The sequence below is a fragment of the Pseudomonas sp. DG56-2 genome (assembly GCF_004803755.1).
Taxonomy (GTDB): Bacteria; Pseudomonadota; Gammaproteobacteria; order Pseudomonadales; family Pseudomonadaceae; genus Aquipseudomonas; species Aquipseudomonas auratipiscis.
The window spans coordinates 3,972,962-3,993,262 of sequence record NZ_CP032311.1 but is presented as its reverse complement, the minus strand read 5'-3'; the positions used below and the strand labels follow the sequence as shown (position 1 = coordinate 3,993,262).

General features: G+C 57.9%; 15 protein-coding genes. 8 read left to right on the top strand and 7 right to left on the bottom strand.

Going from position 1 to position 20,301, the window contains the following annotated elements:
* Position 1: 1 nt before the first annotated feature.
* The 4 genes from D3Z90_RS18275 to gloB form a co-directional block, all read right to left on the bottom strand.
* Positions 2-1,852, bottom strand: a complete 1,851-nt coding sequence (locus D3Z90_RS18275; RefSeq protein WP_371922327.1) for an extracellular solute-binding protein — start codon at positions 1,850-1,852, stop codon at positions 2-4.
* Positions 1,852-3,681 carry an extracellular solute-binding protein gene (locus D3Z90_RS18270; RefSeq protein WP_168198522.1) on the bottom strand — a complete coding sequence of 610 codons (1,830 nt, stop codon included), beginning with the start codon at positions 3,679-3,681 and terminating at the stop codon, positions 1,852-1,854. The genes D3Z90_RS18275 and D3Z90_RS18270 overlap by 1 nt, the downstream gene beginning before the upstream one ends.
* A 127-nt stretch (positions 3,682-3,808) precedes the next feature.
* Positions 3,809-5,230, bottom strand: coding sequence for a transglycosylase SLT domain-containing protein (locus D3Z90_RS18265; protein WP_136477348.1), 1,422 nt, complete (start codon positions 5,228-5,230; stop codon positions 3,809-3,811).
* A gap of 99 nt (positions 5,231-5,329) precedes the next feature.
* Positions 5,330-6,109, bottom strand: coding sequence for a hydroxyacylglutathione hydrolase (gloB, locus tag D3Z90_RS18260; protein WP_136477347.1), 780 nt, complete (start codon positions 6,107-6,109; stop codon positions 5,330-5,332).
* Between the two features lie 79 nt (positions 6,110-6,188).
* Here gloB and D3Z90_RS18255 point away from each other — a divergent pair, with 79 nt between their 5' ends.
* The 4 genes from D3Z90_RS18255 (at position 6,189) to D3Z90_RS18240 (ending at position 10,615) form a co-directional block, all read left to right on the top strand.
* Complete coding sequence (locus tag D3Z90_RS18255; protein WP_136477346.1) at positions 6,189-6,947, top strand: methyltransferase domain-containing protein; 759 nt, start codon at positions 6,189-6,191, stop codon at positions 6,945-6,947.
* A gap of 49 nt (positions 6,948-6,996) precedes the next feature.
* On the top strand, positions 6,997-7,443 hold the full coding sequence (rnhA, locus tag D3Z90_RS18250; protein ID WP_136477345.1) for a ribonuclease HI: 447 nt from the start codon (positions 6,997-6,999) through the stop codon (positions 7,441-7,443).
* Between the two features lie 83 nt (positions 7,444-7,526).
* A complete protein-coding gene (gene dnaQ, locus D3Z90_RS18245; protein ID WP_136477344.1) occupies positions 7,527-8,276 on the top strand; it encodes a DNA polymerase III subunit epsilon in 750 nt (249 codons plus the stop codon).
* A gap of 77 nt (positions 8,277-8,353) precedes the next feature.
* Positions 8,354-10,615 carry an Orn/Lys/Arg decarboxylase N-terminal domain-containing protein gene (locus D3Z90_RS18240; RefSeq protein ID WP_136477343.1) on the top strand — a complete coding sequence of 754 codons (2,262 nt, stop codon included), beginning with the start codon at positions 8,354-8,356 and terminating at the stop codon, positions 10,613-10,615.
* Here D3Z90_RS18240 and D3Z90_RS18235 read toward each other — a convergent pair.
* Positions 10,599-10,814: a hypothetical protein gene (locus D3Z90_RS18235; RefSeq protein ID WP_136477342.1), complete on the bottom strand. Its 216-nt coding sequence runs from the start codon at positions 10,812-10,814 to the stop codon at positions 10,599-10,601. The genes D3Z90_RS18240 and D3Z90_RS18235 overlap by 17 nt on opposite strands.
* Positions 10,815-10,959: 145 nt before the next feature.
* Between D3Z90_RS18235 and D3Z90_RS18230 the strand changes: the two genes are divergently transcribed.
* Entirely contained in the window at positions 10,960-11,514 is a 555-nt protein-coding gene (locus tag D3Z90_RS18230; protein WP_136477341.1) for an NADPH-dependent FMN reductase, read from the top strand.
* A 68-nt stretch (positions 11,515-11,582) separates the two neighbouring features.
* Here D3Z90_RS18230 and phnX read toward each other — a convergent pair whose 3' ends face one another.
* Both phnX and D3Z90_RS18220 read right to left on the bottom strand, forming a co-directional pair.
* The gene (gene phnX / locus D3Z90_RS18225) at positions 11,583-12,410 is read right to left on the bottom strand and encodes a phosphonoacetaldehyde hydrolase (RefSeq protein WP_136477340.1); all 828 of its coding nucleotides are present in this window, start codon (positions 12,408-12,410) and stop codon (positions 11,583-11,585) included.
* Between the two features lie 30 nt (positions 12,411-12,440).
* Complete coding sequence (locus D3Z90_RS18220) at positions 12,441-13,547, bottom strand: 2-aminoethylphosphonate--pyruvate transaminase (protein WP_136477339.1); 1,107 nt, start codon at positions 13,545-13,547, stop codon at positions 12,441-12,443.
* Between the two features lie 112 nt (positions 13,548-13,659).
* Here D3Z90_RS18220 and D3Z90_RS18215 point away from each other — a divergent pair, with 112 nt between their 5' ends.
* From D3Z90_RS18215 to D3Z90_RS18205, 3 genes are all read left to right on the top strand, one after another.
* Positions 13,660-14,523: a LysR substrate-binding domain-containing protein gene (locus D3Z90_RS18215; protein ID WP_136477338.1), complete on the top strand. Its 864-nt coding sequence runs from the start codon at positions 13,660-13,662 to the stop codon at positions 14,521-14,523.
* A gap of 73 nt (positions 14,524-14,596) precedes the next feature.
* Entirely contained in the window at positions 14,597-15,628 is a 1,032-nt protein-coding gene (locus tag D3Z90_RS18210) for an AraC family transcriptional regulator (protein ID WP_136477337.1), read from the top strand.
* Between the two features lie 69 nt (positions 15,629-15,697).
* The gene (locus D3Z90_RS18205; protein WP_168198486.1) at positions 15,698-20,206 is read left to right on the top strand and encodes an NEL-type E3 ubiquitin ligase domain-containing protein; all 4,509 of its coding nucleotides are present in this window, start codon (positions 15,698-15,700) and stop codon (positions 20,204-20,206) included.
* The last annotated feature ends 95 nt before the right edge of the window (positions 20,207-20,301 follow it).

Here is a 20,301-nt window from a genome sequence, read left to right as displayed (position 1 = left end):
GCTATTGCGCCCCTTGCGTCGATGGTGCATCTGGCGCAGGTGTCACCGGTACTGCGGGTTCAATGTCGGGCTTTATCCACCAGGTGTTGATGCCGATGTCGTACTTGGGCGATACCTTGGGGTGACCGATGTGGTTCCAATACGCCACTCGCCAGGTCTTGATGTGCCAGTTGGGTATTACATAAAAACCCCACTGCAGAACTCTATCCAGAGCGCGACAGGCCTCGATCAGGCTTTGCCGGGAGTTGGCGTTGATCAAGTCCTCGACCAGTACATCGATGGCGGGGTTCTTGAGGCCGATAAAATTACGACTGCCAGGGTTGTCAGCTGCCGCGCTCTGCCAGAATTCACGTTGTTCGTTACCGGGTGAATTGGATTGTGGGAAACCGCCGACAATCATGTCGAAATCACGTGAACGCAGCCGATTGATGTATTGGGAGACGTCCACGCGGCGAATCACCAGATCGATACCCAGGTCGGCCAGGTTGCGTTTGAACGGCAGCAGAATTCGTTCGAACTCGGTTTGAGCCAGAAGAAACTCGATGGACACAGGTTTGCCCTGGGTATCGACCATCTTGTCATCGACGATACGCCAGCCAGCCTCCTGCAACAGCTTATAGGCCTTGCGCTGCTGCTCGCGGATCATGCCACTGCCATCAGTGACCGGGTTGGCAAAAGGTTGGGTGAAGACCTGTTCTGGGATCTTGCCGCGCAAAGGTTCGAGAATTTTCAGCTCGGCCTCGCTGGGCAAGCCAGTGGCTGCCATGTCCGAGTTTTCGAAATAGCTGCCGGTGCGTGTATAAGCGCCGTTGAACAATTGCCTGTTGGTCCACTCGAAATCCAGCAGCAGGCTCAACGCTTGGCGCACGCGCACATCCTGGAACACCGGGCGGCGGATGTTGAACACGAATCCCTGCATGCCGGTGGGGTTGCCATTGGGCAGCTCTTCCAGGATCAGTCGCTTCTGGCGCACGGCCGGAATGTCGTAGGCCGTGGCCCAGCTTTTCGCCGCGTTTTCCAGGCGGTAGTCGAACTGCCCGGCTTTCAACGCTTCCAGGGCGACGGTACTGTCGCGGTAGTAGTCAACGGTCATGACATCGAAGTTATAGGACCCGCGATTGACCGCCAGGTCCTTACCCCAGTAGTCCTTGACCCGCTCATAGCGGATCGAGCGTCCAGCCTTCACTTCGGCAACCTTGTACGGGCCACTGCCCAAAGGAATTTCGAGATTGCCCTTGGTAAAGTCGCGGCCTTCCCACCAATGCTTGGGCAGTACCGGTAACTGGCCAAGAATCAGTGGCAATTCACGGTTGTTGCTGTGTTTGAACTTGAACAGCACCCGCTGCGGGTCCTCGGCTATAACCTCGGCGACGTCGGCGTAGTAGCCGCGAAACAGCGGGGCACCGCTTTTGATCAGGGTATTGAAGGTGAACACCACATCTTCGGCATGGATGGGGTGGCCATCGTGAAAGCGCGCTTGCGGACGCAAGTAGAAGCGTACCCAGCTGTTGTCCGGGGCTTTTTCGATCTTGCCCGCAACCAGGCCGTATTCGGTGAACGGCTCATCCAGGCTCTGGGTCATCAAGGTGTCGTAGATCAGGGTGATGTCGTCGGCAGGCACGCCCTTGTTGATGAACGGGTTCAGGCTGTCGAAACCGCCAAAGCCGGACTGGCGGAAGGTGCCGCCTTTAGGGGCGTCCGGATTGACGTAGTCGAAGTGCTTGAAGTCGGCAGGATACTTCGGCGGTTCGTCATACAAGGTCAGGGCGTGTTGCGGCGCGGCCAGTGCCTGGGTACAGATGCAGGCCAGCAATAGGGCGCAAGCCTTCAGGCGTAGGCTGGGCAGTGACATCATTGAGCTTTCTCCGAAGGCTTTATCCACCAGCTGTTGAGCCCCAGGGTATAGGGCGGCGTGGTGACGAAGGCGAACCTGTTACGGTAGGCCAGGCGATGATTGTCCAGATACCAATTGGGAATCATGTAGTACTGCCAGAGCAATACCCGGTCCAGTGCGCGCGCTGCCGCCACTTGTTCATCACGGCTTTGAGCCGCGAGTAGGGTGTCGAGCAGGTGATCGACTACCGTGTCCCTGACGCCAGCATAGTTCTTGCTGCCCTTGGTCGATGCCTGGCTGGAATGAAAGTACAGCCACTGTTCCAGGCCTGGGCTGAGCGTCTGGTTCAACGTCATCAGAATCATGTCGAAATCGAACTGGTCCAGGCGTTGTTTGTACTGGGCCCGGTCCACAGTACGCAAGCGTGCATCGATGCCAATGCTGGCAAGATTTTCGACATAAGGTTGCAGGATCCGCTCGAGGTTGGGATTGACCAACAGTAACTCGAGCTTGAGGGGGCGGCCTTTGCTGTCGAGCAGGCGCTGCCCGTTGAGCTTCCAGCCGGCCTGGGCCAACAGATCCAGCGCTTGGCGCAGGGTCTGGCGGTTGATGCCGCGTCCATCGGTATGGCTGACTTGGTAGGGCTGGGTGAACAGCCCCGCTGGCAGTTCGTCGCGGTACGGCGCAAGCAACAGCCATTCCTTGCCCACTGGCAGTCCGTTGGCAGCGAACTCGCTGTTGGGGTAGTAGCTGGTGGCGCGACGGTAGGCGCTGCTGAACAAGGCCCGGTTGGTCCATTCGAAATCCAGCATCAGCCCCAAGGCCTGGCGCACCCTGGCGTCGCTGAAGTTTGCCCGGCGGCTGTTCATGAACAAGCCTTGGGTCTGGGTCGGGATCTTGTGCGCGATTTGGGCCTTGATGACCTCACCACGGCGCACGGCTGGAAAGTTGTAGCCGTTGGCCCAGTTCTTGGCCTGGTGTTCGATGTAAATGTCGAATTCGCCAGCCTTGAATGCCTCGAAAGCGACTGCGCTGTCGCGGTAAAACTCGTATTCGACCCGTGCGACATTGTATTTGCCACGATTGACAGCCAGATCCTTGCCCCAGTAGTCCTTTACTCGTTCGAACACCAGGCGTCTTCCCGGTTGGACCTGGGTGATGCGGTAGGGGCCGCTGCCAAGAGGTGGTTCAAAGGTGGTGGCCTTGAAGTCGCGTCCCTTCCAGTAATGTGCAGGCAACACTGGCATCTCGCCCATGCGCAGGATCAGCAAGGGGTTGCCGGCACGTTTGAAAACAAAGCGAATGCGCCGCGGGTTGAGGATGTCGACCCGTTTTACCTCTTGCAGGTTGGTGCGGTAGATCGGGTGGCCTTCCTTGAGCAGCGTGTGGTACGAAAACGCGACATCGCTGGCAGTGATGGGGTGACCATCGTGGAAGCGGGCTTCGGGGCGCAGGTTGAACACGACCCAACTGCGGTCCTCGCTGTACTCCACGGAGCTGGCAATCAGGCCATAGCTCGACGTGGGTTCATCACCGGAAGGGTCGTACTGTCCGGTGCCCACCATCAGGGTTTCGTTCAGCTCGTTGACCCCGTATTGCAGGAAGTTGGGGGTGGTAACCGGGCTTGATCCCTTGAAGGTGTAAGGATTGAGGGTGTCGAATGTGCCGAACGCCATGGCGCGCAAGGTTCCGCCTTTGGGCGCTTGCGGGTTGACCCAGTCGAAGTGGGTAAATTTGGCTGGGTACTTGAGCGTGCCGAACTGGGCGTAACCGTGGCTTTCGGTGATTGTTGCGCCCGCGGGAAAGCTCAAGGCCAGGCTGAGTGACAGCAACAGGAGGGGACGTATCAATTTGGCGATCCGATCCAGGCGGCTTGGGCTTTATTCCAGCTACAGTAACAGCTTGTATCGGCAGGAAAAAGAGGGCCGCCAGGCCGGTGCAGCGGGCTCCGGCGCAGGGCGCGGAGCCAGTTACTTAGTGGGGCAGGTAAACGGTCAGGGTCTGGCCTGGCTTGAGGGCATGGCCGCTACGAGGGTTCCAGCGCTTGAGGTGCTGCATCTCGACGTTGAAGCGCTTGGCCACCAGGTACAGGGAGTCACCTTTACGCACCTTGTACTGGGTGGATTTTTTCTGGCTCTTGCCCTGGAGCGGTTGGGTGCTTTGCATGACCAAGGTTTGCCCGGCCTTGAGCCTATGGCCGGAAAGCTTGTTCCAGCGTTGCAAGTCCTTGACGCTAACCTTGTTGGCCTTGGCGATGCTGCCCAGATTGTCGCCACGTTTGACCCGATAGCGGCTGCTGCGGGTTGTTGTAGCGCGCGGCGATGCTTCGGCCAGGGCCGCTTCGAATACAGCCTTTTTAGGCTGCAGTGAAAGCAGCTCTTCGGGCTTCATGTTAGACAGGCTGGCAGTCAGAAGCTGCGCTTTTGCGGTCGGCACCAGCAACTGCTTGGGGCCGTCCACGGTCATGCGCTTCTTGAACGCCGGGTTGAGTTGGATCAGCTCGTCCTCGTCAATTTCCGCCAGTTCTGCGACTCGTGACAGGTCCAGGCGGGAGTTGATAGCAACGGCTTCGAAGTAGGGTTCGTTGGCGATCGGATTAAGGTTTACGCCATAAGCCTGCGGGGTCATTACGACCTGTGACAGGGCCAGCAACTTGGGCACATAGTCGCGGGTTTCCTGAGGCAGCGGGAGGTTCCAGTAGTCAGTAGGCAGACCGAGCTTTTCGTTGCGCTCGATGGCCCGGCTGACGGTACCTTCACCCGCGTTGTAGGCTGCCAGGGCCAGCAGCCAGTCGCCGTTGAACATGTCGTGCAGGCGAGTCAGGTAGTTCAGCGCGGCGTTGGTTGAAGCGGTGATGTCGCGTCGACCATCGTAAAAACGGGTCTGGCGCAGGTTGAAGTGACGGCCGGTCGAAGGAATGAACTGCCACAGGCCAACCGCATGTGCCCGGGAGTAGGCCATGGGGTTGTAGGCGCTCTCGATTGCTGGCAATAACGCCAGTTCAAGGGGCATGTCACGTTCTTCAAGACGCTCGACAATATAGTGGATGTACAGGCTGCCACGGTTGCCGGCGGTTTCGAGGAAAGAGGGGTTGCTGGCGAACCACAGGCGCTGTTGTTCGATGCGTGGGTTTACCGCCATATCGTCTTGCAAGGCGAAACCCTGGCGCATGCGTTCCCAGACGTCCTGGGGTTCCTGCTCTACTTGCTTGACCGGGATGAACACCGGTTTTTGTTTCATCCGCGCCTGATAGTTGTGCGCGCGAACGCTCTCGGCTTCGTCGATCTGACGGGTGCTCTGGCAGCCCACGAGGGTGGCGGCCAGGGCCAGCGCACTGGCTTGGGCCAGGCGCGTCAGGGCGACGGACTTGAAGGTTCTGCGGCTATTCGACGACATTGGCTGGGACAAAGTTCCGGGCAAAAATGTCGGGCGATTCTAGAAAGCAGCCCCCCCTTGGTCAACCTTTGAGAACTTCGGGGTCTTAACAGGAGCTGTTTAGAACTTGTCTTTCCAGGCGCGTAACCCAGCAAAGACAGCACTTGGCGTAGGGTTTATCAGGGTGCTCCGTTCGTCTAATTTTTCTTTAACGGATGTTTCGGTAGTGCGCAAAAAGGGGTTGGTGAGCTTTTCCAATGCCAGGGTTGATGGCAACGTGATGCGATCGTGTGCCCGTAACTCGGTAACGTCGGTGAAGCGTTGAGCAATGTGCGGATTTTCCGGTTCTACCGCCTTGGCAAAGCGCAGGTTGCTCAGGGTGTACTCATGGGTGCAATACACCAAGGTTTGCGCTGGAAGAGCTGCCAAGCGTTGGAGGGAGTGATGCATTTGCTCGGGGGTGCCTTCGAACAAGCGACCGCATCCGGCGGCGAACAGGGTGTCACCACAGAACAGCAGCGGCGTGGCGGTGGAATCGCAATAATAGGCAATGTGTCCCAAGGTGTGTCCTGGTACGGCGATGATCTGGAGGTCCAGGCCCAGAACGCGCACGCTTGCGTGGTCGTCCAAGGCCAGGTCGCGGCCTGGAATGCGCTCCTGCGCTGGGCCGCAAACCCGTGCGCCTGTCGTTTGCTTGAGTTGCTCGACACCACCGACGTGGTCGTGATGGTGGTGCGTGACCAAGATGTCGGTCAGGCGCCAGCCAGGGTGGCGTTCGAGCCAGGCCAGCACCGGTGCCGCATCGCCCGGGTCGACCACCGCACAGTGCTGGTTGGCAGAATCCTGTAACAACCAGATGTAGTTATCGGTGAAAGCAGGTAGGGCATCGATCTGTATCATGGTGCGATTCGCCAAACGCTGGACATGGGTGCATCTTAGTAGCTATGCACGCTGTCGAGAACCTTCAAGGGAGACTGCTATGACTGATCAAGCCTTCGCACAGGCCGATCCGCAGTGGCTGGCGCTGATCAGCCTGGCCCGCGACTGGTTCGCCGGCCCTCTGGGGCAATTGATGTTGCATGAGGAACAACGCCTGCTCGAGGAGGAGTTGGGACGCTACTTCGGCGGCTATCTGGTGCACTACGGTCCGTGTGCCGAGGCACCGCCCAAGGCGGCTCAAGTGCAACGAAACGTGCGCTTGGGTGCGCCGCTGCCGGGCGTCGAAATTGTCTGCGAAGAGCAAGCGTGGCCGTTGAGCGAACATGCCGCCGACGTGGTGGTGCTGCAGCATGGTCTGGACTTCAGCCTGTCGCCTCACGGTTTGCTGCGCGAAGCCGCCAGCAGCGTGCGTCCAGGGGGGCATTTGTTGATCATTGGTATCAATCCCTGGAGCAGTTGGGGCATGCGCCGGGTATTTGCCCATGATGCCTTGCGCAAGGCTCGCTGTATTTCCCCGTCACGAGTGGGTGACTGGCTGAACCTGCTGGGTTTCGCGCTGGAGAAACGCCGCTTCGGGTGCTATCGTCCGCCGCTTGCGTCCCCGGCCTGGCAGCAGCGTCTGGCGGGCTGGGAGCGCGTAGCAGGTGGCTGGCAAGGTGCCGGTGGCGGTGTGTATCTGCTGGTGGCGCGCAAAATGGTGGTTGGCTTGCGGCCACTGCGCCTGGAGCGTCGTGAGCCGATGGGCAAACTGATCCCCTTGCCGATGGCAAAAGTCAATCGACGCCATTCCGAACCTTGAACCCCGGGCTTTGAGTAGCCCTGTGCTTCATCAAATTTAAAGGCTGTAAATGAGCGATAGCGTCGAAATCTTTACCGATGGTGCCTGCAAGGGCAATCCCGGCCCAGGTGGGTGGGGCGTGTTGATGGTCTGCAAGGGCGTCGAGAAGGAGCTGTGGGGCGGTGAGCTCGAGACCACCAACAACCGCATGGAACTGATGGCGGCAATCAAGGGCCTGGAAGCACTCAAGCGTGAATGCGAAGTGCTATTGGTCACTGACTCGCAGTATGTGATGAAAGGCATCAACGAGTGGATGGTCAACTGGAAAAAGCGTGGTTGGAAAACAGCCGCCAAGGAGCCGGTTAAAAACGCCGACCTCTGGAAACAGCTTGATGAGCAGGTTGGGCGCCACAAGGTGACCTGGAAGTGGGTGCGTGGCCACATCGGCCATCATGGCAATGAACGCGCTGACCAATTGGCCAATCGCGGCGTTGACGAGGTGCGCGGGCTGCGCTGATCACACCAGCCGCCACTTGGCCGCGCGCTGAGGTAGAATGGCCGGCTATTACCACAAGCTGTGCGCGACAGGAGACCACCGGCGTGGAGATTCAAAGCAACAGGTCGGTCGTCCTGGACACCGAAACCACGGGTATGCCGGTCACCGACGGCCATCGTGTCATTGAGATCGGCTGCGTCGAATTGATGGGCCGGCGCCTCACCGGACGACACTTTCACGTTTACCTGCAGCCTGACCGCGAGAGTGACGAAGGCGCCATTGGCGTCCACGGCATCACCGACGGCTTCCTGATCGACAAGCCGCGTTTTGCCGAAGTGGCCGATGAGTTCTTCGAGTTCATTCAGGGCGCGCAACTGATCATCCATAACGCAGCGTTCGACGTTGGCTTCATCAACAACGAGTTCGCGCTGGTCGGTCAGCACGAGCGTGCCGATATCTCTCAGCACTGCACCATTCTCGATACCTTGATGATGGCGCGTTCCCGCCATCCGGGGCAGCGCAACAGCCTTGATGCGTTGTGCAAGCGATACGGTATCGATAACTCCGGCCGTGAATTGCACGGTGCACTGCTTGACTCGGAGCTATTGGCCGATGTTTACCTGAGCATGACCGGTGGCCAGACCAGCTTGTCACTGGCTGGGCAGGGCGCTGATGGTGAGGAAGGCAGCGAGAGCAGCCGGGGCAGCGAAATTCGTCGTATTATCGGTCGTCAACCGGGCCGCATCATTCGTGCCAGCGAGCAGGAGCTTGAGGCGCATGTGGCGCGGTTGGAGGCCGTTGCCAAATCCACTGGCGGCCCGGCGTTGTGGCAGCAGTTGTCCGAGGCCAACTAGGCAGATTCTCGCGCAAGGGAGCTGACCTGCTTCTACCCTGAAATGACCGACACGTCATTCGGAGCAGGCGCCCCCGTATGTACAAGGACCTCAAGTTTCCTGTCCTGATCGTTCACCGTGATATCAAGGCCGATACGCTTGCCGGCGAGCGTGTGCGCGGCATCGCCCAAGAGCTGTCTCAGGATGGCTTCGATATTCTACCGGCCATTGATTACGCTGAAGGTCGACTACTGGCTTCAACTCATCACGGGCTGGCGTGCCTACTGATCGCAGCGGAAGGCGCCGGAGAAAACACGCATTTGCTGCAGAACATGGTCGAGTTGATTCGCCTGGCTCGGTTGCGTGCACCCCACTTGCCGATTTTCGCCCTGGGTGAACAGGTGACATTGGAGAATGCACCTGCCGATGTCATGAGCGAACTGAACCAGTTGCGTGGCATTCTTTACTTGTTCGAGGACACCGTGCCATTTCTGGCGCGCCAAGTCGCACGCGCCGCGCACATTTATCTGGACGGTCTGCTGCCACCGTTTTTCAAAGCCTTGGTGCAGCACACGGCGCAATCCAACTATTCCTGGCACACCCCTGGTCATGGTGGCGGTGTAGCCTATCGTAAAAGTCCGGTCGGGCTGGCGTTTCATCAGTTTTTTGGCGAGAACACCCTGCGCTCGGACCTTTCCGTTTCGGTTCCTGAGCTCGGCTCATTGCTGGACCACACAGGCCCGCTGGCTGCCGCCGAAGCCCGAGCGGCAAAAAACTTTGGTGCCGATCACACCTTCTTTGTCATCAATGGCACTTCAACGGCTAACAAAATCGTCTGGCATTCTGTGGTCGGACGCGATGACCTGGTCCTCGTGGACCGCAATTGCCACAAGTCGGTGGTGCACGCCATTATCATGACCGGTGCGATCCCTTTGTACTTGTGTCCCGAACGAAATGAACTGGGGATCATCGGGCCAATTCCATTGAGTGAGTTCAGCCCCCAGTCGATTCTTGCCAAGATCCAGGCCAACCCCCTTGCCCGCGGGCGCATGCCCAAAGTAAAACTGGCTGTGGTCACCAACTCCACATACGACGGGCTTTGCTACAACGCCGAACTGATCAAGCAGATGCTGGGCAACAGTGTCGAGGTATTGCATTTCGATGAAGCCTGGTATGCCTACGCGGCATTCCATGATTTTTTTGCCGGGCGCTACGCCATGGGGACTTCCCGTAGCGAGGAAAGTCCGCTGGTCTTCAGTACGCACTCGACGCACAAGCTGCTGGCTGCCTTCAGCCAGGCATCCATGATTCATGTGCAAGATGGTGGCGCCCGACAGCTTGACCGTGACCGCTTCAACGAAGCATTCATGATGCATATTTCCACATCGCCGCAGTACAGCATCCTGGCCTCGCTGGATGTTGCCTCGACGATGATGGAGGGGCCGGCGGGATATTCATTGATGCAGGAAATGTTCGATGAGGCGTTGAGCTTTCGCCGTGCCATGGCCAATTTACGCCAGCACATTGCAGATGAGGATTGGTGGTTCAGCATCTGGCAGCCTCCTCAGGTCGAAGGCATGCGTCAGGTAAACACCGCAGATTGGTTGTTGCGACCGCAGGCCGATTGGCACGGATTCGGCGATGTGACGGACGACTATGTGTTGCTCGACCCGGTCAAGGTCACTCTGGTCATGCCTGGACTTAGCGCGGGCGGGGCATTGAGTGAGCATGGCATTCCAGCCGCGGTGGTCAGCAAGTTTCTCTGGGAGCGTGGTCTGGTGGTTGAAAAAACCGGGCTCTACACTTTTCTTGTGCTGTTTTCGATGGGCATCACCAAGGGTAAATGGAGCACCTTGTTGACTGAGCTGTTGGAGTTCAAGCGTAACTTCGATGCCAACACGGATCTGCTCGAATGCTTGCCTTGTATCGCCCGAGAGGATCTGGTGCGCTATCAGGGGCTGGGGCTGCGCGACCTGTGCGATCAGTTGCACGCCTGTTACCGCAGAAACGCCACTGCCAAACAGTTAAAACGCTTGTTCACGTCATTGCCCGAAGTGGTCATGAAGCCCGCTGATGCCTACGACCGGATGGTGCGTGGAGAAGTGGAAGCCGTGCCGATTGACCAGTTGCTGGGCCGCACCGCCGCGGTGATGTTGGTGCCTTACCCCCCGGGTATTCCATTGGTCATGCCTGGCGAGCGCTTTACTGAATCGACCCGGTCCATCATCGATTACCTGGCGTTTGCCGTAGCATTTGCCAGCGGTTTTCCGGGTTTCGTCGCCGATGTACACGGACTGCAGTTGCAGATGTACGAGCAAGGAGGGGTATACACCGTCGATTGCATCAAGGAATACGAATGATCTCGACGCCGCTACGCGCCAGCTCGAAACGGTTATCGCCAAGATGATTGACCTTGTCGCCGATGGCCAATGTATAGGTGGTGACAAGCAGGGGGGCACTACCGTCGGCTTGAAGGGAGGTTTGCTGGAACTCATGAACGGGGTAGATGCGACCTTCTGCGTCCCGTGCATGAAATTGTCCGACCAGTACTGCTGTCATTTACCGTGCAACCTCTAAAAATTTTCTGTCAGGCATAGACCACTGCTTCAGCGGGGAAGTTTTGCCCGGTTGGAAAAAAACTTCGAGTACCGGATAGATCATCTATACCTACAAGTTCCTTTATCCTACTTGTCAGGTAATCGCCATGAGCCAGGTTTATTCGGTAGCCGTCGTAGTCGGCAGCTTGCGCAAGGAGTCATTCAATCGCAAAGTTGCTCATGCACTGGCGGAGCTTGCGCCCTCGAACCTTAAACTGAAAATAGTCGAAATTGGCGATCTGGCGCTCTACAACGAAGACATCGATGTCGATCCGCCAGCGGCGTACAAGACCTTCCGCGAGCAGATTCGAGCAAGTGATGCGGTCCTGTTCGTCACCCCGGAGTACAATCGCTCGGTACCTGGGGTACTGAAGAACGCTATTGATGTGGGATCGCGACCCTATGGGCAGAGCGCCTGGAGCGCAAAGCCAGGGGCGGTGATCAGTGTGTCTCCCGGTGCGGTGGGTGGTTTCGGTGCTAACCACCATTTGCGTCAATCCCTGGTGTTTCTCGATGTGCCCTGCATGCAGCAGCCCGAGGCCTATATCGGTGGGGCGGCAAGCTTGTTCGATGACGACGGCAAGCTTTCCGAGAAAACCCGGCCGTTCTTGCAGACCTTTATCGACAAGTACGCAGCCTGGGTAGAACGCCATCAGGGTTGATCAGGGTTGGGCAAGCCCACTTCTATAACATTCAAGGGAGCAGGCTTGCCCAACATTGGTCCTGAACATTACACCGCTTGTGGCACCTCGCCGCGTGCCAGGCGCTTGTTTATATCGGCGATGACTTCTGGCAGCTCATTGATAGTATCGATCAGGTAGTGTGGGCGAGAGCCCGCGAACATTGCATGGATGCGCTTGCGCTCGCTGTCCAACACGTCGGAGGCCAGGGCCCGATAGCCTTCGTACGTCAGCCCCAGGGCATTACCTGAACAGACCAGTGCGACGGTCCACATACCGGCGCGGCGGCCTTCGAGGATGCCGGGAACGGTGTCGTCGACCTTGACGCAGGCTGCCACGTCATCAATACCCAGGGCGATCACGTTTGCCAGGGCTTGTGCAGGCCATGGGCGACCATTTGGGGTTTCATCGGTGGCCACCACATGATCGGCGACATAACCATTCTGAGCGGCCAGTTCGACGACCTTGTCCATCACCACTTTCGGATACCCGGAGCATGAACCGATTTTCAGGCCGTCTTTACGCAGGCCGGTGAGGGTGTCCAGAGCACCTGGGATCAGCGCTGAATGCACCGCGATTTTCTCAATCTGCAGGGGCATGAAGCGCTCGTAGATGGCGGTAACGTCGTCATCAGTAGGGGTGCGGCCAAACACCTTACGATAGCGCTCGGCAATCTGAGGCTGGTCGCACAAGGTGCGAATGTGGTCCCACTTGCCCATGCCCATCGGGCCACGGGCCTCTTCGATAGACACTTCGACGTCGAACTCGGCGAATGCTTCAACAAAAATCTGGGTTGGAGCGAAGGAGCCGAAGTCGACCACGGTGCCGGCCCAGTCCAGGATTGCCGCTTGAAGTTGCGATGGATTGCTGTAGTTCATTTGCTAGTTCCTTGAAAGAGTGTCAGCGCGTTAGATATCCAGTACTTCCATTTCCCGCAGCACTTGGGCTACAGCATTCACGGCGGCTTGCATGCCGTCCGGTCCGACCACACCGATACAGCCGACGCGGAACGTTTCCACTTGGGTCAGCTTGCCCGGATAGAGGATGAAACCTTTGGCCTTGACCCGCTCGTAGAAATCCTTGAACTGGTAGCGCGGGTCATTCGGCGCGTGGAACGTAACGATGATCGGGGCCTGGATTGCGGCGGGCAGAAAGCTGCGCAGACCGATTGCGGCCATACCATCGAGCAGAACTTTGCAATTGCTCGCATAGCGTTGGTGACGGGCGGGCAGGCCGCCCTCCTCGTTGTACTGAAGCAGGGCTTCGTGCAACGCCGCTACCACGTGGGTGGGCGGAGTGAAGCGCCACTGGCCAGTCTTGGCCATGTAGGCATGCTGGTCCTGAAGGTCCATGGCCAGGGATGGCGAATTGCCTGCCGCTGCTGCCAGAGAGGCCTTGTTGGCGAAGACGAAGCCCATGCCGGGTACGCCTTCCAGGCATTTGCCAGAGGCGGCGATCAAGGCATCGAACGGCACTTGCGCAGCATCGATTGGCAGGGCGCCAAACGAACTCATGGCATCGATGATAAGGCGCTTGCCGTGGCGAGCGATGACCTGGGCTATCTCTGGCAGCGGATTGAGGATGCCGGTACTGGTTTCGCAGTGAATCAACGCCACGTGGGTAATGGCAGGGTCGGCGGCCAACAGACGATCGACGTCGGCTGCGGTGGTTGGCTCGTCTTCAGCTGTTTCGAAGGTGCTGTAGGCGCGGCCGATGACTTTGCAGATCTTGGCCAGACGCTGGCCATAGGCACCGTTGATCAGCACCAGAACCTTCCCGTCACGAGGTACCAGCGTGCCGATTGCTGCTTCGACGGCAAAAGTGCCACTGCCTTGCAGCGGTACACAGTGATGGCTGTCGGCACCGTTGACAATGGCCAGCAGTTGTTCGCACAGGCTGGCGGTCAGCTGATTGAATTCTTGGTCCCAGGAACCCCAGTCCACCATCATCGCTTGGCGGGTGCGGGATGAAGTGGTCAAGGGACCGGGGGTCAACAGGATAGGGGCGTTGCTCATTCCGAAGTTCCTCACAAGCGGTGGGCTGAAACTACGGGGCCTAAGTTGCAATTGTGCGCATCATCAATCAAATTGTTTGTTGTTATGCCAACCATAAGTCAGGCCGATAGATATGAATCTTTTCCAGCTCAGAGCGTTCGATGCAGTTGCCCGGGAGGGTAGTTTTACTCGCGCTGCGGCACGTTTGTTCATCAGCCAACCTGCTGTCACCGGGCACATCAAGGCGCTGGAGGAGCATTATCAGATCACCTTATTGCGTCGCACCGCTCGACGCGTAGAACTGACTGAGGAGGGTACTCGGCTGGCGGCAATCACTCGGGCGATGTTCGGTTTGGCCGAAGAAGCTCAAGCCATGCTTGAGGCCAATCGTCAGTTGCTTACCGGGCGCCTTGAAGTGGCGGCCGATGGGCCGCATCGGGTCATGCCGATGCTTGCCCAGCTACGGGCTCGCTACCCGGGAATAACCGTCAATCTGCGCTTGGGCAATGCCCAGGAGACACTGGCGGCACTGCTCAGTGAGCATGCGGATGTCGCGGTATTGACTGAGGTAGAACCTCGCAAAGGGCTGTATTTACAAAGCTTGGGTGAGTCACAGATCTGTGCCTTGTTGCCAGCAGGTCATCCTTGGGCCGTTGATCGTCACGCCCTTGCGATCAGTGAGCTGGATCGACAAATCATGGTGCTGCGCGAACCCAGCTCGATCACGCGGCGAACGTTCGATCAGGCGTGCGTACAGGCCGATGTCAGGCCGCGCGTACTCCTGGAATTGGACAGCCGCGAGGCAGTGACTGAAGCAGTGGCGGCCGAGCTTGGTATCGGCATTGTGTCGTCGGTGGAGACCAGCCATGACCCACGGGTTGTGGCTCGCTCGATTGTGGGCCCTGGGCTGGTGAATCAACACATGATCGGGTGCCTGGAGCGACGTCGTGAGCTGCGGCTGATTCAGGCATTTCTGAGCTTGGCACCGACGATATGAAGCAGCACTGGCATTTTCTGTCGGCGCCCCTAAGATGGCCGTCAAACCAGGCGGGTAAGGCGAAGTACTGCTGATGGCAGGTAAAGACACCATCTCTATGCAATTGGTGCGCGAAGCGCTGCTGCAAAGTTGCGCGCCCGGCGCGCCAAGCCAGGCCTTGCTCAATCGCATCGGTGTCGATGCAGCTTTGTTCGCGCAGGCAGATGCGCGGGTGCCGGCGCAGGCCTATGCACAGCTCTGGCGATTGTTGGCGCGGCGTTGCAACGATGAATTTTTCGGCATGGACCCACGCGGGTTGCGCAGTGGAAGCCTGGCCTTTCTCTGTCGTACGGCAATGGCTCAGCCTACCCTTGGTGCAGGCCTGGATGCAGCCCTGACCTTCCTTTCATTGATGCTCGAAGACCTGCAGCCTGCTTTGATACGGCAGCAAAGCCTTGCCGAGATCGTCATTGTCGAACCGCGTGAGCAACCGCGTCGGGCCTTTACTTACTTCACCTTCTGGATGATCGTTCACGGTGTCGCCTGCTGGTTGGCCGGGCGGCGCATCCCGATCCTGGCCATTGAACTGCGTTGTGCCGAACCGTTGTTCTGTGACGATTACCGGGTAATGTTCTCGGAGAACCTGCAGTTCGATCGTCCTCGCTCGCGAATGATCATCGCCGCGGACTGCCTTGATCTTCCGCTAAAGCGCAGCGAGGAGGAACTTCAGCGCTTTCTCGCCGAGGCGCCTGGCAATATTTTGGTCAAGTACCGTGACCCAACCAGTTTGGCGCGCCGGATTCGCCAGGATCTTCGCCTGATGGACCCCGGGCAATGGCCTGATGCGGACAGACTGGCGCGTGACCTTTGCCTTTCGGCCTCAACCTTGCGTCGTCGCCTGGCAGAGGAAGGGCAGACTTATCAGGGGCTGAAGGACAGCGTGCGGCGTGAACTGGCCATCACCTGGTTGGCCGAAATTGATCTGGGGTTCGCCGAGATCGCCGAGCGTCTGGGCTTTGCCGACAGCAGCTCGTTCTACAAGGCTTTTCGCAAATGGTTCGGCTGCAACCCCGGGCACTATCGTACGGTAATCCTGCAAGGGCAGTGCGGGGCGAGGGGCGAGTGATTTCCTCCTGCAATGATCGGTATTGGCGGTGGAAGCTAGATGGTTCCGATTATCGCAAGGAAGACCATCATGACTGCAAACCAGCCTGGCGTGGACCACGTAGCCAACGCAAGGAAGATTGCCAACGCCACTGACGACTTTATTCATGAGCGCTTACCTGCCTGGCTGAGCGGCGCTTCGCCCAAGCAGATCAACGCCTTGCGCGACTGCATGCACGCGCACACGCTGAGCCAGGAAAAGCTGCACACTAGGTATTCGGCGATCATTGCCCCCGACGGCTTCGCACTCAGGCGTCTGCAGCCTCTGTTGCAAGGCGCCCTCAATCTTGAAGTAAACCTGCGCGAGCTTTACTGGCGTGAGGTTCGCCGTTCCTTTCAAATACCCTCTGGTATTTCGTTGCCCGTGGATGTAGTTACCTTCGAGCATCAACCGGCGCTGCAACGCCTGATGCAGAACTTCAAGCCCAGCGCGAGCTTCTACCGGGGCTCAGGTTTATCTACATCTGATCAACGGCCGGTACCCGATTCTAACCAAGCAGATTTGCTGACTGGCGAAACTGAGGTAGTCAGTCTGTTTTGTCGCGAAGAGGACATCGGGCAGGACTACCAGAGCCATCTGGACGGTATATTCGGTGCAGAGATGCAAAGCATCATGGCGCAAGACAATCGCGCAGGCTTGGCATTGGCGGCAGAGATTGCTGCGATAAAAGGTGAGATCAATCCTTCCGACCTGACGATGTTGCGTCAGCAGACGGTCGCCCCCTCGACGGATCGAAAGACCGCCTCTCATTGGCGGGCGTTGTCATTCAAGCTATTGGGTTGCCCTGTTGATGGAGCCTTGGCGTTTGAGCAGCGCGACATGGGTAGTGTCGTGCGGCGTGTGCTGCTGTATCTGCCAGATGCGCCGCAGCGCTCTCTGTATGTTTTCGACGGTTGGGCGCAATTGAACGATGGCTTGGTCGAAGAGCTGCGCAAACCGGAGTTTGTTCTGTATTTGCGCCAGAGAATAGGGCTCAGAGCGCTGCCGGGCCTGCTCAACCTCATGACCAAGCGACTTGGCGACCCTTCACCTGATCTTGAGGCGAAGGGCGAGGTTCCTGTTACAGACCTTTTTGACAGCCTGGTGAGTGGGCAGGTACAGCGAATCAAGGACGATGCTCGCATTCTTTTGGTGCCAACCGACGATGCAGACCATGCAGCCTCTGCGCAGCGTATTGAACAGATGCAATCGACCGGAATGACCTTGCTCAACGTAGCGGGCCTGTTCGTCCCTGCCATCGGCACGCTGCTGTTGGGGCAGACAGTGGTACAGATTCTTTCAGAAACATTCGAAGGGGTGAAAGACTGGACCCTGGGGCATCGTCAGGAAGCCATTGAACATTTGTTGGGAGTTACTGAAACCATTGTGGTCGGGGTGGCTGTTGCGGCGGGAGCTAAAGTAATAGCACGGGGCTTCAAGCGCAGCAGCTATGTCGACCAGTTGGTGCCGATCAATACTGACGCCGGTAACAAACGATTGTGGTCTGAGGAACTGCAGCCTTATGTCGCCAGTGATGTGCCGGGCCAACTGCAGACTCTCGACAATGGCCTGCACACCGATGGCCAGCGTTTGTGGTGGCGGCACGACAACGCCTTGTATCAGGTTCGTCAGCATCAGGGGCGTTGGTGGTTGCAGCATCCGCTACGCGAGGAGGCTTACGCACCGCAGTTACTGTTCAATGGTGAGCGCGGCTGGCGCCTGAGTTTCGCGCGACCCTTTGAGTGGCAAGGCAGTGCATTTCTGTTGAGCCGACTATGGCCGCAGGCCGCCGAACTCGATCCAAAGCGGATTGAGCAGATTCTTCGGGTCGCCGATGTCGATGAAGATGCATTGCGCGGTTTACTGGTGGAGAACCGGCCTCTGCCCGTGAGCCTGCGCGACACGTTGGAGCGATTCAACGTTGATGCGCGGATCGATGCGTTTTTCACAGCACTGGCTCAACCTACAGAAGACGTTGATTCGGAAATGTTCCGCTGGTGTGTAGCTCAGATTGACGCTGTTGACCTGCCTGCAACCGAACAACGTGCTGCACTGCTCGAACATTCAAGCCAGTTGCGCCAGCGCCTCTTTGAGCATTTCTCTGTACTGTACTTACCTACGGACGATGCTTTGACCTTGCTCCAGCGCGACTTTCCTGGGCTACCGGATGCTTATGCGTTGTACTTGCTGCGCGGGGCAAATGATGCTGATCGATTGCGTATGACGGAGCAACAGCGCATACCGTTGGCGCTAGCGCAGCAAGCACGTGTGTTACTGCGCCATGCCAAACTGGTGCGGTTGTGTGAAGGATTGTTCTTGCGCAATAACTATCAGGCCAATTCGGTAGAGCTGGCATTCAACCTACTGCGTCGTCACACCAACTGGCCCAGCGATATCAATCTTGAGTTGCGTGAGGGGTCCGAGAATGGTCGTCGGCTTGCGGTGTTGTTTGCGCAACGCGATCAGCCCCATGTGATGGTCTGGCGGGCCGGACGCTTTTGCTTGTACGACAGTCAGGGGCGTGAGTTGGATGTGGAGATTGCAGAGCCGGCGGGTTTGCCCGAAGTCATTCTTGCGCTGCTGCCCGATGTGGAAAAACAGCGTTTAGGTTGGAATGCGAGTAATGCCAAGGAACAGATTTCTGCAGACCTGCAAGGCTGGTTGCCTGAAAAGCGGCGGGACCTTGAGCGTCTTATGGGGTGGCGCGAAGTTACACCTTGGTTCAACCCAGGGCAACGCCTGCCGGATGGGCGAACCGGGTATCTGTTAAGCGGTCGTGGCAGGGGGAGTTTCCATGCCGACAATTTGTTGCGCGCGCGTATTCGAGCACTCTATACCGGCTTCTCCGAAACTCAGGTCGAAAATTATCTCCAGGCCTTGCTGCAGCGGTCTGGCTCGCCCTTCAACAACTTACTCAGGCAGGAAAGTGAATACCAACAACTGGATGCACTGTTAGCCGGGTGGGAAAGTGATGCTGCGCATGGATCCAGGCGCTTCGCACGTCGGCACGTAGCCGAAGAACTGCGACGTTGCTGGCGATTGGAGGGCGAGATAGCGCGCAATGGTCAAGGGCAGCCGCAGGGTATGCGGCTGCGCCTGCTCAATGAGGCCGTTGGCGAGTTGCCAGAATTGCCTGCAAATGCCGACTTCAACCATGTCACCGATCTTGCGCTGGTAGGCCTGCAGTTGCAGCGGCTTCCGAGCAACTTTCTTCAGCGATTCTCAGGGCTGCGCTGGTTGAATCTTGGCAACAACGCGCTGAGCGCACTGCCAGCGGGTTTAGAGGCACTTAATCAGCTGCATGGCCTGTGGTTGAACAATAATCGCATTCGACTGACGAATGCCGACGTCGATGTTCTGGCCAACCTTCCACTTTTGCGTACCCTCAATTTGAATCGCAATTCGCTTGGCGAAGCCACATTGCATTTTCATCGGCCGTTACGTTTGACGGAATTGTATCTGAGCAACTGCGAACTGCGATCAGTACCGCAGGGTCTGACCAGATCTCCCTTTCTTGAACATGTTGACCTTCGCAACAACCAAATCGTCGATGTGCCGGAAGAGCTGCTGCAAGCACCAAGAGCAATGCGTCAATCCCTGATTTTGAGGGGGAATGCGTTGCCCGATGCAATCCTTGAACGGCTTAACGCACCTGATCCGATTGTGGTCAGTCCGGAGGCTGCGAGAAGGGACGTCAGCAGGGAACAGTGGATTGATGACCTCGACCCGCAGGCACGCCAGCAACGAGCCGACACGTGGGATAGTTTGCGGGCCGAGCCCGGCAGTGACTCGCTCTTCCAGTTGATCAGCGAGCTGGAGGGCACCAGCGACTATCGCGACGAGCGAGCGGACTTGGTACGACGGGTATGGGAGGTTCTGGATATTGCCCGGCACGACACAGAATTACGTCTGGAGCTCTTTAACCTGGCAGCCAGTCCGCGCACCTGCGTAGATAGTGTGGCCTCGACTTTCAGTGCCTTGGAAGTGCGTGTGTTCGTTGCCCGCGCTTTGCAGCGAAGCACACATGACCAGGCTGGCGCCGCACGTCTCGGCGTGGCGAGGAGGTTGTTCCGCCTCAATAGGGTCGAACAGATTGCCCGGGCGGACATGAGTGCACGCCGTGCAGCCGGGCGCGGAGTCGATGAGGTCGAAATAAGCCTGGCTTATCGCAGCGGCCTTGCGCGTCGGCTCGATTTACCTGGGCAGCCCAGAACCATGCAGTTTGATTTGATCGCAGGGGTTACTGCCACACAGCTTGCTGATGCTGCACAAGCAGTGCTCGACGCTGAGGCAACCGATGCACTGGCGCGGTATGTGAGCCAACAGGATTTCTGGGTCGAATATTTGCGTCGCGAACACACCGAGCGCTTCAACGAAGTTGAACAACCGTTTTGGGACCGCCTGGAGGCATTGAGCGATGAGCAAGATATGGCTGAAGGGACTTATCTGGAACAGAGCAACCAGTTGGCCAGTGAACGTACGACAGCGTTGGAGGCGCTTGCGATGGAATTGACCCGCAAGGCTTTGGCAGCAGGGCAGGCTGGCGAAGGTAGTATTTGAGGGTAGCCTGAAGGCAAGGCCAAACCAGTCATCCAATTTGACAGCTTTGGCCATTGTCCCAAAGCCGATGCAGCGCGACTATCGTCAGATTCATG

Coding starts and splice junctions, on each gene's coding strand:
- D3Z90_RS18275 (WP_371922327.1), bottom strand. CDS start 1,852: ATGTCACTGCCCAGCCTACGCCTGAAGGCTTGCGCCCTATTGCTGGCC.
- D3Z90_RS18265 (WP_136477348.1), bottom strand. CDS start 5,230: ATGTCGTCGAATAGCCGCAGAACCTTCAAGTCCGTCGCCCTGACGCGC.
- gloB (WP_136477347.1), bottom strand. CDS start 6,109: ATGATACAGATCGATGCCCTACCTGCTTTCACCGATAACTACATCTGG.
- D3Z90_RS18255 (WP_136477346.1), top strand. CDS start 6,189: ATGACTGATCAAGCCTTCGCACAGGCCGATCCGCAGTGGCTGGCGCTG.
- rnhA (WP_136477345.1), top strand. CDS start 6,997: ATGAGCGATAGCGTCGAAATCTTTACCGATGGTGCCTGCAAGGGCAAT.
- D3Z90_RS18240 (WP_136477343.1), top strand. CDS start 8,354: ATGTACAAGGACCTCAAGTTTCCTGTCCTGATCGTTCACCGTGATATC.
- D3Z90_RS18235 (WP_136477342.1), bottom strand. CDS start 10,814: ATGACAGCAGTACTGGTCGGACAATTTCATGCACGGGACGCAGAAGGT.
- D3Z90_RS18230 (WP_136477341.1), top strand. CDS start 10,960: ATGAGCCAGGTTTATTCGGTAGCCGTCGTAGTCGGCAGCTTGCGCAAG.
- phnX (WP_136477340.1), bottom strand. CDS start 12,410: ATGAACTACAGCAATCCATCGCAACTTCAAGCGGCAATCCTGGACTGG.
- D3Z90_RS18220 (WP_136477339.1), bottom strand. CDS start 13,547: ATGAGCAACGCCCCTATCCTGTTGACCCCCGGTCCCTTGACCACTTCA.
- D3Z90_RS18215 (WP_136477338.1), top strand. CDS start 13,660: ATGAATCTTTTCCAGCTCAGAGCGTTCGATGCAGTTGCCCGGGAGGGT.
- D3Z90_RS18210 (WP_136477337.1), top strand. CDS start 14,597: ATGGCAGGTAAAGACACCATCTCTATGCAATTGGTGCGCGAAGCGCTG.
- D3Z90_RS18205 (WP_168198486.1), top strand. CDS start 15,698: ATGACTGCAAACCAGCCTGGCGTGGACCACGTAGCCAACGCAAGGAAG.